This window comes from Leclercia pneumoniae (assembly GCF_017348915.1).
Taxonomy (GTDB): Bacteria; Pseudomonadota; Gammaproteobacteria; order Enterobacterales; family Enterobacteriaceae; genus Enterobacter; species Enterobacter pneumoniae.
The window spans coordinates 2,251,800-2,264,853 of the sequence record NZ_CP071383.1; the positions used below are offsets into that span (position 1 = coordinate 2,251,800).

The 13,054-nt window shown below is 58.0% G+C and carries 14 protein-coding genes and 1 pseudogene; 8 read left to right on the forward strand and 7 right to left on the reverse strand.

Annotated elements, in window-relative coordinates; all coding sequences use genetic code 11:
* Positions 1-20 precede the first annotated feature (20 nt).
* Positions 21-899 (forward strand): putrescine utilization regulator PtrR, encoded by an 879-nt coding sequence (ptrR, locus tag JZ655_RS10845; RefSeq protein WP_207291765.1) that lies wholly within the window; start codon positions 21-23, stop codon positions 897-899.
* Here ptrR and JZ655_RS10850 read toward each other — a convergent pair.
* Positions 853-1,335, reverse strand: a complete 483-nt coding sequence (locus JZ655_RS10850) for a GNAT family N-acetyltransferase (RefSeq protein ID WP_207291766.1) — start codon at positions 1,333-1,335, stop codon at positions 853-855. The genes ptrR and JZ655_RS10850 overlap by 47 nt on opposite strands.
* Positions 1,336-1,487: 152 nt before the next feature.
* Between JZ655_RS10850 and JZ655_RS10855 the strand changes: the two genes are divergently transcribed.
* A complete protein-coding gene (locus tag JZ655_RS10855; protein ID WP_207291767.1) occupies positions 1,488-2,432 on the forward strand; it encodes an L-lactate dehydrogenase in 945 nt (314 codons plus the stop codon).
* A 3-nt stretch (positions 2,433-2,435) separates the two neighbouring features.
* On the opposite strand, the gene JZ655_RS10860 is transcribed toward JZ655_RS10855, so the two are convergent.
* The 3 genes from JZ655_RS10860 to dtnK are packed head-to-tail and all read right to left on the reverse strand — an operon-like array spanning position 2,436 to position 5,395.
* On the reverse strand, positions 2,436-3,197 hold the full coding sequence (locus JZ655_RS10860; protein WP_040075740.1) for a DeoR/GlpR family DNA-binding transcription regulator: 762 nt from the start codon (positions 3,195-3,197) through the stop codon (positions 2,436-2,438).
* Position 3,198: 1 nt separating this feature from the next.
* Positions 3,199-4,185 (reverse strand): D-threonate 4-phosphate dehydrogenase, encoded by a 987-nt coding sequence (locus JZ655_RS10865; RefSeq protein ID WP_207291768.1) that lies wholly within the window; start codon positions 4,183-4,185, stop codon positions 3,199-3,201.
* Positions 4,178-5,395 carry a D-threonate kinase gene (gene dtnK, locus JZ655_RS10870; protein WP_207291769.1) on the reverse strand — a complete coding sequence of 406 codons (1,218 nt, stop codon included), beginning with the start codon at positions 5,393-5,395 and terminating at the stop codon, positions 4,178-4,180. The genes JZ655_RS10865 and dtnK overlap by 8 nt, the downstream gene beginning before the upstream one ends.
* A gap of 172 nt (positions 5,396-5,567) precedes the next feature.
* Here dtnK and JZ655_RS10875 point away from each other — a divergent pair, with 172 nt between their 5' ends.
* The 6 genes from JZ655_RS10875 to JZ655_RS10900 all read left to right on the forward strand — a co-directional run bounded on the left by JZ655_RS10875 (position 5,568) and on the right by JZ655_RS10900 (position 11,421).
* A complete protein-coding gene (locus tag JZ655_RS10875; RefSeq protein WP_207291770.1) occupies positions 5,568-6,713 on the forward strand; it encodes an iron-containing alcohol dehydrogenase in 1,146 nt (381 codons plus the stop codon).
* A 17-nt stretch (positions 6,714-6,730) separates the two neighbouring features.
* Positions 6,731-7,615, forward strand: a complete 885-nt coding sequence (locus JZ655_RS10880) for a dihydrodipicolinate synthase family protein (RefSeq protein ID WP_207291771.1) — start codon at positions 6,731-6,733, stop codon at positions 7,613-7,615.
* Between the two features lie 76 nt (positions 7,616-7,691).
* Positions 7,692-9,104, forward strand: a complete 1,413-nt coding sequence (locus JZ655_RS10885; RefSeq protein ID WP_040075745.1) for a sodium:solute symporter family protein — start codon at positions 7,692-7,694, stop codon at positions 9,102-9,104.
* Between the two features lies 1 nt (position 9,105).
* Positions 9,106-10,275, forward strand: a complete 1,170-nt coding sequence (locus tag JZ655_RS10890) for a sialidase family protein (RefSeq protein ID WP_207291772.1) — start codon at positions 9,106-9,108, stop codon at positions 10,273-10,275.
* Positions 10,272-10,742: a NanQ anomerase/TabA/YiaL family protein gene (locus tag JZ655_RS10895; RefSeq protein ID WP_207291773.1), complete on the forward strand. Its 471-nt coding sequence runs from the start codon at positions 10,272-10,274 to the stop codon at positions 10,740-10,742. Before JZ655_RS10890 ends, JZ655_RS10895 begins: the two co-directional genes overlap by 4 nt.
* Before the next feature lies 1 nt (position 10,743).
* Complete coding sequence (locus JZ655_RS10900; protein WP_207291774.1) at positions 10,744-11,421, forward strand: SDR family NAD(P)-dependent oxidoreductase; 678 nt, start codon at positions 10,744-10,746, stop codon at positions 11,419-11,421.
* Between the two features lie 37 nt (positions 11,422-11,458).
* Here JZ655_RS10900 and nadS read toward each other — a convergent pair whose 3' ends face one another.
* From nadS to JZ655_RS10915, 3 genes and pseudogenes are all read right to left on the reverse strand, one after another.
* Positions 11,459-11,743: a NadS family protein gene (gene nadS / locus JZ655_RS10905; protein WP_207291775.1), complete on the reverse strand. Its 285-nt coding sequence runs from the start codon at positions 11,741-11,743 to the stop codon at positions 11,459-11,461.
* A 1-nt stretch (position 11,744) separates the two neighbouring features.
* A complete protein-coding gene (locus JZ655_RS10910) occupies positions 11,745-12,077 on the reverse strand; it encodes a type II toxin-antitoxin system RelE/ParE family toxin (RefSeq protein ID WP_040075751.1) in 333 nt (110 codons plus the stop codon).
* Positions 12,078-12,250: 173 nt separating this feature from the next.
* Positions 12,251-13,042 (reverse strand): annotated as a pseudogene (locus tag JZ655_RS10915) (PhzF family phenazine biosynthesis protein).
* Between the last annotated feature and the right edge of the window lie 12 nt (positions 13,043-13,054).

Consider the following 13,054-nt stretch of genomic DNA (forward strand, 5'->3'; position numbering starts at 1 on the left):
TTTCACGAATCGAGAATGGTATGGATTTAACGCAGCTGGAAATGTTTAACGCCGTAGCACAGACGGGGAGCATCACCCTGGCGGCGCAGAAGGTGCACCGCGTCCCTTCTAACCTCACCACCCGTATTAAACAGCTGGAGGCCGACCTGGGCGTGGCGCTCTTTATCCGTGAAAACCAGCGCCTGCGGCTTTCTCCTGCCGGGCATAATTTTTTACGTTACAGCAGGCAGATCCTCGCCCTGGTGGATGAGGCGCGGATGGTGGTGGCCGGCGATGAACCTCAGGGACTTTTCTCTCTGGGGGCGCTGGAGAGTACCGCTGCGGTGCGCATTCCCGCCTCGCTGGCGCAATTCAACCAGCGCTATCCGCGCATACAATTCGCTCTGGCGACCGGTCCCTCCGGCACCATGATCGACGGCGTACTGGAGGGGACCCTCAGCGCGGCCTTCGTTGACGGGCCATTAACGCATCCGGAGCTGGAAGGGATGCCGGTCTACCGGGAAGAGATGATGCTGGTGGTGCCGGCGGGTCATGCGAAGGTGGCGCGCGCCACCGAGGTGAGCGGTCAGGACGTTTACGCGTTTCGCGCAAACTGCTCTTATCGCCGCCATTTAGAAAGCTGGTTCCATGCCGACCGGGCCACGCCCGGTCGGATTCACGAGATGGAGTCTTATCACGGCATGCTGGCCTGCGTGATTGCCGGGGCGGGTATTGCCCTGATGCCGCGCTCGATGCTGGAAAGTATGCCCGGACATCATCAGGTCGAGGCCTGGCCGTTGGCCGAAAACTGGCGCTGTCTCACCACCTGGCTGGTATGGCGCCGGGGAGCAATGACCCGGCAACTGGAGGCTTTTATAGCGCTGCTAAACGAACATCAGCCACCAGCGCCTTCTCCATAAAATGGCTTAGCGGATCGGCGGTATAGGGCGGGAAAGCCTCGCAGAGCTGATATCCCTGCTGGGCATAAAGACGAATAGCGGCATCCTGCTTAATGCCCGTCTCAAGGCGGAGAGTATGGCAGCCGCGGCTCAGGGCTTCATCTTCCAGCGCCGCCAGCAATCGGTTTCCCAGGCGCTGCCCGCGATGCGTCGGATCGATATAGACCCGTTTCATCTCGCCGGTACCGTCACCGTTCAGCACAATGGCACCGCACCCCACGGCGCGTAGCTGCAGGTCGCGGATCGCCATCATAATCAGGCTGTCGGCGGGCAGCGCCGTCAAATCCAGCAGGTGGTTACTTTCAGCCGGGTAGAGTTCGCCTTGATACCGGTCAAGCGCGGCAATCAGCGTAACGATGTCCGGATGAGCGGGTGATTCAGAGGTAATGGAATACATAGCAGGCTCCTTTTGTCGTTTTTCTCTACCCTACCCCTTCACTATGACGGGTTATTCATATTTTAAACTTATAGCTACCCGCGCCCGTTGCGCCGCCCGTTCCCGCGGCGTAACGTTGAAGGCAGTTAACGGTTAAAACCTCAGGAAAAACAATGCACACCAAAGCCCGTAAAGTGATGATTATTGGCGCCGGTAATGTCGGCACCTCCGCCGCTTACGCCCTGTTAAACCAGAATATCTGCGAAGAGCTACTGCTGGTGGATCTTGATAAGGCGCGCAGCGAGGGGCACGCCTGGGATCTGGCCGACGCCGCGGCCTATATGCCGGGGATGATGACCATTTCCACCCGCGAAGTGAGCGACTGCGCGGATGTGGATATCGCGGTGATCACCGTTTCCGGCGGCGCGTTAAAGCCCGGCCAGACCCGGCTAGATGAGCTGACCGCGACGGCTAACATTGTCAAAAGTATTGTGCCGCAGATGATGGCGGGAGGCTTTAAGGGCATTTTCCTGATCGCCACTAATCCGTGCGATATCATCACCTGGCAGGTGTGGCAACTCTCCGGCCTGCCGCGCAGCCAGGTGATCGGTACTGGCGTCTGGCTGGACACCACCCGTTTGCGCCGCACCCTTGCGCAAGCGCTGGATATTGGCGCCCAGAGCATCGATGCCTTTATTCTGGGTGAACATGGGGATACCCAGTTCCCGGTGTGGTCGCACTCATCGGTCTACGGCTCACCTATCGCCGAAGTTTATCAACGCCATACCGGCAATACCCTGGACTTCGACGCCCTGGCTGAACGCGTGCGCAAGCAAGGGTTTGAGATTTACGCCCGTAAAGGGTGCACCGAATTCGGTATCGCCGGAACCATCGCTGAAATCTGCCGCAATATCTTTACTGGCAGCCACCGGGCGCTGGCGATCTCCTGCATTCTGCAGGGGGAATATGGCGTCGATGAGGTGGCAATTGGCGTACCGGCCGTACTGGCGCAGAGCGGGGTTCAGCAGATTATCGAACTGAAACTGGCGGAAGAGGAGCAACAAAAATTCCGCCAGTCGGTAGAGGTCATTAAAGCCAATATTGCTCGCCTGCCCTGACGCTCAGGGTGCCAGCGTCAGGGTGGCGTCGAGCTGACTTAGCGTCTGTTGCGCATCTTCATCCAGATGGCGGTCGGTCACGATATCGGTCAGCGAGTGAAGGTGCGCAACGTTAAACAGCGACCAGGCGCCATACTTTGAGCTGTCTGCCAGCAGTACACGACGGCGGGCGTTAGCAATCAGATCGCGCTTTAACGCCGCTTTTTCTTCCGTGGGCGAGGTTATGCCTCGCTCCACATCCCAGCCATTACAGCTGACAAACGCAATATCCGGCCAGATGTTTTGCAGCAGACGGCGGCCATGTTCGCCGATGCAGGATTGGCTGGAGTCATCGATGCGCCCACCAATAATGGTGACCTCAATCTGCTTAAACTCTGAAAGAAATAGCGCGATATGCAGATCGCTGGTAATGACGCGAAGCGGCAAATGCGTCAGCTGTCGCGCAAGTTCAATCATGGTGGTGCCGGCATCCAGCACCACCGCATCGCCGGCCTTAACGAAGCTTGCCGCCGCGCAGGCGATGGCATGTTTTTCAGCCAGGCTGCGCTGCATCTTTTCACTGGTGGTGGGCTGGGAAGGAATAAACCGGTTCAGGGTTACGCCGCCGTGGGTACGGCTGATAACCCCCTCCTGATCGAGCTTAATCAAATCCCGACGTATGGTCGCCGGGGAGGCGTCAGTCACGGCTACCAGCTGGTCAACCGTCACCAGATTGTGCCCCTTCAGGTAGTCCATTATCTGCTCTAACCGGTTATATCCCTTCATATTATTCCCGTGTGATTTGCATCGCTAACTGGATAGAAACCGTCATGCTCTCAGACTTCGCTTTACCTGTCCACGCAATGTCGAACGCGGTGCCATGGTCAGCGGAAGTGCGGATAAACGGCAGCCCGGCGGTGATGTTGACACCATCATAAAACCCAAGCAGTTTCAAGGGAATATGCCCCTGATCGTGATACATCGCCACCACCATGTCATACATACCTTCATGGCACTGCATAAAGACCGTGTCCGGCGGGCAGGGTCCAAAGACATTCAGCCCCTGCGCTTTCATCGCCTCGACGGCCGGGCCAACGATGGTGATCTCTTCATCGCCAAAAAGACCATTCTCTCCCGCGTGCGGGTTCACCCCCGCCACGGCGATGCGCGGGTTGGTGTAGCCTACGCGCTTAAGGAAGGTATCGGCAATGCCAATCACCGTTTTTACCCTTTCCGGGTTCAGGGTATCAAGGAATTTGCGCAACGCAATGTGGGTGGTGATGTGAATGACCTTAAGCTGATCGGTATAGAGCACCATCGCGTAGTCTTTACTGTCGGTCAGATGTGCCAGCAGCTCGGTGTGCCCTGGATAGAGATGGCCCGCCAGATGCAGCGCTTCTTTATTTAGCGGAGCGGTGGCAATGGCTTTTACCTCTCCGGCCATCGCCAGCTCGGTAGCGCGACGCACGCAGCGATAGGCCAGATCGCCGGCCTGAGCCTGTACCACGCCGGGCTGCAAGGCCTGCGGATCGGCCAGGGGTTCGTCGAGCACGTTGATGATAGCCGGGCCAAAGTGGGCATCGCTGACGCGGGTAATCATCCGTAATTCGGCCGCAGGTGTAATGCCCTTCTCCAGTACGCGCTGCAGCGTCACTGCGCATCCCACCACCACGATCGGTGCACCAGAGAGTTCCCCCCCGGTCAGGGATTTGATAATGATCTCCGGGCCGATGCCCGCCGGGTCGCCCATCGTTACAGCAATGATATTAGTCACTCATCTTCTCCTCGATAAAATGCAGAACCTCAAGCAGCATGGTTTCACTACCAAAACCGCCCGCTTTGGTCATGACTGGCCCCTGCCAGCGACAACCTAAAAACCGACCGAAGGGTACGCAGCGCGCCACCTGCCCGGTGATTTCAAACCCTTCGGCGTGAAGCGCACTGGCTACCGCCATTGCCACATCCCCCCCGGAGACATATAACGCTGCCGGGTTACTGCTCTCCAGCACCTGGCTCGTGAGCGCGCCCAGACATGTGCTGATTTGCTCACCCAGCTCCGCACGACTCAGCTCGTACTGTTGGCACAGCACGTCAATTTGATGACGCGCGGCGTGATCGGAACAGGTGTGCACCACGCAGTGTTCTCCAGCCGCCAGCGCCACACTAATCTGCTGCGCATAACCGCTTATTCCGTCGCGAAAGAGATCGGTGATGTCGATAAAGATAGAGCGGACGTTCTGCTGCTGGCGTACTCGCAGAATCTGCTTTTGCGCGATTTCACTCATCGAGCCAACCACCGCCAATAAAGGACGCGGACGCGCCAGGTGACGCGCCAGGGCATCACACAGTCCGGCGGAACCCACCAGCAACGGACGCGGGTCGCAGGCTGCGGCTACGGCCATGATCTGATCCAGATCGTCATCGCTCTGGGCATCCACAATCAGTAATCGGGTGTCGCCAGTCAGGGCTGCGGCCAGGGTCGACGCCGTAACCACCTGGCTTGACAGCGCCGTCTGCTCTGCCAGCACTGCGGCAATCTGCGCATGACGCACGGGCGTTTTGGGGTCGCTGGCGAATTCGGTTTCCGTCACCGGTAGGCCGAACACGCGACAGACACCCTGCTCGGTGGTACGCCCGGCCTGCGGAAACGCCGGCGCGATAATCGCCTGACGCTGGCCGGTCGCCTGCAGAAGCGCCTCCACTTCCGCCCCGGGATTACCCCGCAGGGTGGAGTCGATTTTTTTCACCTGCCACTGTGCCTGGCGCATTTCAGCACCATAGCCCGCCACCTTTTCAGCGGCCTCTGATGCCGTTAGCGCCCGGCTATCGCTATTAATAACCAGCGCGTCGGCATGACCGGTAAAGGGGGTCTGAAACGCCACACTGACTTTTTTACCGCGCAACGCCAGGCTCACCCCCGCATCGTTAGCCCCGGTAAAGTCATCGGCAATGACTACGACCTCTCTTTTGCTGTTCACTTTCATCCCCACTCCGGTTTGTATTTCTTGTTAATGATTATATTCAATCATGATTGATTATATGTGAGCAAGATCAAGTTATTCAGTTCGTGAATAAATTATAAATTTAAGGACACGATGACTGTGATTGTCTTGTAATGAGCGAAATCAATCACAGACACAGCAACAGGAGATTCATGTGTTAACCATCAACAGTACGATCATCAGCGGCGCGGGCGCTATCCCCGCCATTGCCCCCCTGCTGGCAGGTAAAACGCGTCTATTACTGGTCACCGACGGCAATATCGCCCGTCTTGACGCCGCCCGCTCCATCCGCAGCCTGCTGGAGGCCGATGGCCGCCAGCTCAGCGTGATTGACAGTGTGCCACCCGAGCCCACCAGCCACGACGTGCGCGCCCTGCTGGCTGAAACAAAAGAGACCGCCTTCGATCTGGTGGTCGGCGTAGGTGGCGGCAGCGTACTGGATGTGGCCAAACTGCTTTCGGTGCTGTGTCATCCCCACTCCCCTGGGCTGGATACCCTGCTGGCAGGCGAAAAACCGCAGGTTCGCCTCCCCTCGTTGCTGATTCCGGCCAGCGCCGGCACCGGTTCCGAGGCAACGCCAAACGCGATTCTCGCGATTCCCGAGCAGAGCACCAAGGTTGGCATCATTTCCCCCGTGCTGCTGCCAGATTATGTCGCGCTGCTGCCGGAGTTAACGACCAGCATGCCGCCGCATATTGCCTCTTCAACGGGTATTGATGCCCTCTGCCATCTGATTGAGTGTTTCACCGCAACCGTGGCCAACCCGGTAAGCGATAACGCGGCGCTGACGGGGCTGCGCAAATTGTTGAACAACATTGAAACCGCCTGCGCCGAGCCGCACAACCTGGCCGCGAAGCTGGAGATGTTGTGGGCCTCTTACTACGGCGGCGTCGCCATTGCCCATGCGGGCACCCATCTGGTTCATGCCCTCTCTTATCCTCTGGGCGGGACGTACCATCTGCCCCATGGCGTGGCGAATGCCATTTTGCTGGCCCCCTGCATGCGCGTGGTTCGTCCGGATGCCGTTGAGAAATTTGCACAAGTGTGGGATCTGGTTCCCGGCGCCGACACCTCCCTGTCGATGGAAGAGAAGTCGCACGCGCTGGTGGACTACTTCGCCGCCCTGGTACGTCGCCTGAATTTACCCGACAACCTCGAAACGTTGGGGGTCCCGCGCGATGACATCGCCTCTCTGAGCGATGCCGCCCTGAACGTAAAACGTCTGATGAATAATGCCCCGCGCCAGGTCAGCCATGCCGAGGTCGCAGGTATTTATCAGACTCTGTTTCCAGCCAGTTAACTTCAAAGGAGTGTGTAATGCGTAACAACATTGAGGGCGTGCTGACGGCGATCGTCACCCCCTTCACCGACGACGGGGCGCTGCACCTGCCGGGACTAAAACGTCAGATCCAGCGTCAGCTGGCGGCGGGCAACGGCATCTTTTGTGGCGGTACTAACGGAGAGTTCTTTGTGCTGACCGAAGAGGAAAAAGTGGCCGTCACCCGCACCTGCGTGGAAGAGGTGGCCGGGCGCGCACCGGTGGTGGCACATATTGGCGAAATTTCGACCCGGGCAACGATTCGTCTGGGTAAACAGGTCGAGGCGCTGGGGGTGGACGCGGTCTCCGTTATCACTCCGTGGTTCGTTCCGCTCACCCAGGCTGAATTGATCGCCCACTACACCACCATTGCCGATGCGCTGAACGTACCGGTGTTCCTCTACAACATCCCGGCGCGAACCGGCAACACCATCGCGCCTGAGACGGCCCGGGCGCTGGCCGCTCATCCCAATATTATCGGCATTAAAGACAGCGCGGGGAGCCATGAGAGCCTGAGCGGTTTTCTGAAAGCCGTTGAAGATATTGACGGTTTTGACGTGCTGAATGGCCCGGATTCGCTCATTCATCAGGGCTTTGTTGAAGGATGCTCCGCCTGTATTTCTGGCCTGGCGAACGTGGCGCCGAACGAAATCAACGCCATCTGGGCACGTTTTCGTGCCGGGGATATCGCGGGCTCGCGGCAGGCCCAGGAGAGCGTGACCGATCTCCGTACCCGACTGTACAGCGTCGCTTTTTCGCCTGCGGCCGTGAAAAAAGCGCTGCAGGTCATGGGTGAAGAGGTGGGAGAGAGCCGCTACGCGGTGGCTTTCGATGCGCAACAAACAGAACAGATCCGCCAGATAGTGACGAAGTCACTGCAGTAACCGGCGTTTGCTTTCGTCCATAAGAATTCGGGTGCCCTCTGCGCCCAGGATTCATACGCCCTGAAGAGAGGCTAAGATGAACAACTTTACCGCTGAAGATACCCTCATCATCGTAGGCATTGTGATTGTCTACATTCTGTTTACTACCTGGCTGACGTTCCGGTTACGCAGTAAAAACACCGGCGATTTTATGGAAGGCTCGCGCGCGATGCCGGCGTTTATCGTCGGGATCCTGCTGATGTCGGAATACATTGGTGCGAAATCCACGATCGGTACCGCGCAGGCGGCGTTTGAAGATGGCTTTGCCGCCTCCTGGTCAGTCATCGGCGCGGCTATCGGCTTCCCGCTGTTTGGGCTGCTGCTGGTGAAACGCATCTACAGCACCGGCAAGATCACCATCTCCGGGGCGATTGCCGAAAAATACGGCACCAGCACCAAAAACATTATCTCCATCATTATGATCTACGCCCTGCTGCTGGTGAACGTGGGTAACTACGTGAGCGGCGCGGCGGCGATTTCGACGGTACTGAAGGTGAACTTGCCTGTTGCCGCCTTTATCACCGCCATCGTCAGTACCTTCTATTTCGCTTTTGGCGGCATGAAGGGGGTGGCGTGGGTGACCCTGCTGCACAGCGCCCTGAAGTATTTCGGTATCCTGGTGATTATGGGCTTCGCCTTGTCTAAAACCGGCGGCTTTACCCCCATGATTGAACAGATGCCATCTTACTACTGGACCTGGGACGGCAATATCGGCGCCAGCACCATTGTCGCCTGGCTGATTGGCACCATCGGCTCCATTTTCTGTACCCAGTTCGTGATTCAGGCCATTTCCTCCACGAAAGATGTGAAGTCAGCTAAACGTTCCACCTGGATCGCGTTCTTCTTCTGCCTGCCCATCGCGCTGGCGATTGCGGTAATTGGCGTGGCGGCGAAGTACCTGCATCCGGAGATTAACAGCCTGTACGCAATGCCTATCTTCCTGCAGGACATGAATCCGTGGCTGGCGGGACTGGTGACAACGTCACTTGTTGCCTCCATCTTTGTCAGCGTCAGCACCGTGGCGCTCGCTATCGCCTCGCTGGTAGTAAAAGATTTCTACGTGCCCTACCGCAACCCGACCCCGGAGCAGGAGTTTAAAGCGACCCGCTGGCTGTCGTTGTTGATTGGCTTCCTACCGTTAATCTTTGTGCTGCTGGTCCCGGAAGTCCTGAAGCTGTCGTTCTTTACTCGCGCTATTCGTCTGTCGATTACGGTTGTGGCCATCATCGCCTTCTACGCACCGTTCTTTAAGAGCGCCCGCGGGGCGAATGCCGGGCTGATTGGCGCCTGCGTAGTCACCTCGGTCTGGTATCTGCTGGGCGATCCGTTTGGAATTAACAATATGTATATTGCGCTGGTCACCCCGGCGGTGATTATGGTTCTCGACCGTTTGATCCCCAATAAAGCGGATCGCAAAGCGCCTGCCCCTGTTCAACATAATGGAGTCTGATATGTCTGTAACCGTAACCCGTGACGGGATTATTCGCCCGCTGCCGCAGGATGCCCGCGTGGAAACGGCCATGCTGCCCTCTTCTTGTCCGCAGAACCATGCCGCCAACCTGCTGCCCCTGCCGGATGGCACGCTGATGTGCGTCTGGTTCGGCGGCACCCAGGAAGGGATTGCTGATATTTCTGTGTGGGGGTCTCGCCTGGCTCCCGGTAGCAACCAGTGGAGCGAGGCGGTAAAGCTCTCTGACGATGCCAGCCGCTCCGAGCAGAACCCGGTGCTGTTCCTCGCGCCGGACAACGTACTGTGGCTGCTGTGGACCGCGCAGATCTCCGGCAACCAGGATACCGCCATCGTACGTTACCGCCAGTCTCATGATCTTGGCCAAACCTGGGGTGAGATTGCTACTCTGCTGGATAAACCGGGTACCTTTATCCGCCAGCCCATCACCGTTCTCGAAAACGGTAACTGGCTGCTGCCGGTCTTTTATTGCCGCACCCGACCGGGCGAGAAATGGGTCGGAAACGATGATATTAGCGCGGTGAAAATCTCTGCCGATTGGGGGAAAAGCTGGCGCGATGTCGAGGTGCCGCAAAGCCTGGGCTGCGTCCATATGAACATTACGCCGCTGAAAAATGGGCATCTGGTGGCGCTCTACCGTAGCCGCTGGGCGGATCATATCTATATCAGCCAGTCGCAGGATCAGGGCGAAAGCTGGTCTGTACCGGAACCCACGGCGCTGCCGAACAACAACTCCTCTATCCAGGTCACCACCCTTGCCAGCGGTGAGCTGGCGCTGGTGTTCAACCACATGAGCGCAGCCGGAGCGCTGGAGCGTCGCGCCTCACTGTATGACGAGATCGACGATGGTGATGACCGTAAAGAGCCAGAAGCGACCGGAGAACGCACCGCCTTCTGGGGTGCCCCGCGCGCACCGATGACGGTAGCCATATCGGCCGACGGCGGAAAGAGCTGGGCGTGGCAGCGCAATCTTGATGAAGGCGATGGCTACTGCATGACGAATAACTCGCTGGAGAAGCTGAACCGCGAGTTCTCCTACCCCAGTATTAAACAGGGCGCCGACGGCACGCTACACATCGCTTACACCTATTTCCGCCAGGCGATCAAATATGTTCGTGTCTCGCCTGAATGGGTTAAGGAGTCATCACAGTGATTATCGGCCATCTGAACGCCCTGCCGCTGGCAGGGCTCCCCACCGCGCTGCTGTCCATCCTGACGCGCGCTGATTGCACCCTGGCGGCGCTAGCCGCCCGGGACGACGGCCGCTGGCTGCCGGAAGGTTGCGCATGGTTTTGCCATATCGGCCCGGCGCAGACCCAGCCGCAGACCCAGCGCCATACGGAGTATCATCACCAGTGGGCGGATATTCAGGTTATGCTGGCCGGCAGCGAGATGATCAACGCAGGTGTGCAGTCGCTGGCGCAGCCGCAGGATGAAGAGCGCAAACCGGATCTCTTTATCGCCACCGGCGCTGCGCTCCCGGTCAGCATCAAGTTAACTCCCGGTGCTTTTGCAGTATTTCTGCCCGGCGAGCCGCATCAGGCGTTGTGCGCCTTAGACGATTCCATGACCGTGCGCAAAGCGGTATTCAAGGTGCCGCGCGCCCTGCTGGAGGTGTGACATGCCCAGTGCCATCGTAACGGGTGCAAGCTCAGGAATCGGCGAAGCCATTGTGCATCGCCAGCTTGATGAAGGCTGGCAGGTTATCGGCCTGAGCCGGCGCGCTTTACCCCTTGATCATGCGAACTATCGCTGCGTGAGCGTGGATCTTAGCGACAGCGACGCGTTTGCCGCCGCACTCGCTACCCTGCCTGTACCGCAGGCGATCGTCCACGCAGCCGGGATGATGGCTGCCGCCCCGCTCGGCGAACTGGATCCGGCCATCAGCGCCCGGCTCTGGGGCCTGCATGTTCATGCTGCCGAGCAGCTTTTTAACCACTTTGTACCGCAAATGCGCCCCGGTGGACGGCTGGTTGTTATCGGCAGCCGGACCTCCCGGGGTGCCGCGGGCCGCTCGCAGTATGTCGCCACCAAAGCCGCGCTGGTAGGGATGATTCGAAGCTGGGCGGCAGAACTGGCGCCACGGGGTATCACCGCCAATGTGGTCGCGCCCGGCGCGACCCAGACGCCGATGCTTAGCGACCCCGGACGCGTCTCTTCCCCACCCAGGGTCCCCCCCATGGGTCGCCTGATCCTTCCTCAGGAGGTGGCCGCTGCGGTGAATTTTCTACTGAGTGAGGAAGCGGCCCCGATCACCGGTCAGGAGTGGGTGCTCTGCGGTGGGGCGTCGCTGGGTTAAGGTCATTAAAAAAGCCTGCGGTTGCAGGCTTTATTCTTTAATGCGCAGCGAGAACCGCATAAAACGCCGGATCGGCCTGAATCGCCGCCAGCACTTTTGCTGCCAGCCCGGTAGGATTACGTCTTTTGGACTCCCAGCTTTTAATGGTATCGACGCTGGTGCCCAGCGCTTTTGCCATTTCCGCCTGAGAAACATTTAACTGCGCTCTGATGGCCCTGACATCTGCGATCTCATAGCGGGTTACTCGAGCGGGTTCAGTTACCCCATTCTTGATATCGACCGCCTCTTCAAGAGAAGATTTCAGGTCGTTATAAAAGCTCATGTCATACCTCATTTTTCAGCAATTTGGTTAATTTCTTTAGTTCTGCTTTTTCCGCGTCAGTGAGACTCTCCTTCTCACTTTTCAGGTAAGCCATCAGGAACCAAATAACTTCAACGTTAGCAATAAAGTAGATCACCCGGGCGCATCCACGTTTCCCCTGCGAACCGAGCGCCATCCTGATCTTGCGTAAGCCCCCAGTGTTTTCAATAACATCGCCCCGGTCGGGATATTCGATGAGGGCTTTTTGCAAATTTTTTAGCTCATCATCGGTGGCAATCGCTTTTATCTGTCGAGTGAATGTTCGAGTCTCGATAAATTCTATCGCGTGAGTCATTCGCGTACGCTTCTTGTTATGTACACAGTACACCATTTACATGTACACTGTACACCTCTAAAAAAAGAACGCGAACAAGCGTGCTTAAAAATGCGAGGCGCTTTCCGGGAAAACGTTGGGAGGGGGATTGGCTGCTTTTAACGCGGGCGGAATTTCACGCCGCCCGCGGGATGTTAGCGAAGAAACACCGTGCCTTTCAAATAAAGCGCCGCCTGGCCGCTCATCAGCACGCGGTCTCCCTTGAGTTCACAGCGCAGATCGCCGCCGCGGGCGGAAACCTGACGTGCGGTCATTTGGGTTTTGCCGAGTTGCTCACTCCACCAGGGGATCAGCATACTGTGCGCGGAGCCGGTGACCGGGTCTTCTGCCACCGATTCGCCCGGGCAGAAGAAGCGGCTAACGAAATCCACTTCATCGCCTGGCGCAGTAACGCACACCATTTTACCCAGTGGTTTCAGCGCCTCGATAGCCGGGGTCAGGGATTCAACCTGCTGCTGGTTTTCCAGCACGACCATATAATCACGCCCGACCCGCACCGCGCTGGACGCCGGTATACCGAGCGCACTAAACAGCAGCGCGGGTGGATTGTCGACCGCGTCGCTGCTCCAGGCCGGGAAGTCCAGCGTGAGCCAGTCGCCGTTACGCGAGACCTTCAGGTCGCCAACAAAGCGGGTGGAAAAAAGGATCTCCGTTGCCGGGTAGTCGAGGTATTCAAAAATGACGTGCGCGCTGGCAAGCGTCGCATGGCCGCAGAGGTTAATCTCATCCTGGGTGGTAAACCAGCGCAGCTCGAAGCCTGCGTCCGTGCGGACAAAAAAGGCCGTCTCGGACTGGTTATGCTGCTATGCCATCTTTAACAGAATGTCGTCCGGCAGCCAGCTTTCCAGCGGACAGACGGCAGCAGGGTTGCCACTAAAAGCGCGATCGCTAAACGCATCGACCAGATAAAATGCAATTTCTTTCATTGGGTTACCCCT

Excerpts from the sequence above, each read along its gene's own strand:
- ptrR (WP_207291765.1), top strand. The coding sequence starts at position 21 with ATGGATTTAACGCAGCTGGAAATGTTTAACGCCGTAGCACAGACGGGG.
- JZ655_RS10855 (WP_207291767.1), top strand. The coding sequence starts at position 1,488 with ATGCACACCAAAGCCCGTAAAGTGATGATTATTGGCGCCGGTAATGTC.
- dtnK (WP_207291769.1), bottom strand. The coding sequence starts at position 5,395 with ATGAAAGTGAACAGCAAAAGAGAGGTCGTAGTCATTGCCGATGACTTT.
- JZ655_RS10885 (WP_040075745.1), top strand. The coding sequence starts at position 7,692 with ATGAACAACTTTACCGCTGAAGATACCCTCATCATCGTAGGCATTGTG.
- JZ655_RS10890 (WP_207291772.1), top strand. The coding sequence starts at position 9,106 with ATGTCTGTAACCGTAACCCGTGACGGGATTATTCGCCCGCTGCCGCAG.
- nadS (WP_207291775.1), bottom strand. The coding sequence starts at position 11,743 with ATGAGCTTTTATAACGACCTGAAATCTTCTCTTGAAGAGGCGGTCGAT.
- JZ655_RS10880 (WP_207291771.1), top strand. The coding sequence starts at position 6,731 with ATGCGTAACAACATTGAGGGCGTGCTGACGGCGATCGTCACCCCCTTC.
- JZ655_RS10850 (WP_207291766.1), bottom strand. The coding sequence starts at position 1,335 with ATGTATTCCATTACCTCTGAATCACCCGCTCATCCGGACATCGTTACG.
- JZ655_RS10900 (WP_207291774.1), top strand. The coding sequence starts at position 10,744 with ATGCCCAGTGCCATCGTAACGGGTGCAAGCTCAGGAATCGGCGAAGCC.
- JZ655_RS10860 (WP_040075740.1), bottom strand. The coding sequence starts at position 3,197 with ATGAAGGGATATAACCGGTTAGAGCAGATAATGGACTACCTGAAGGGG.
- JZ655_RS10910 (WP_040075751.1), bottom strand. The coding sequence starts at position 12,077 with ATGACTCACGCGATAGAATTTATCGAGACTCGAACATTCACTCGACAG.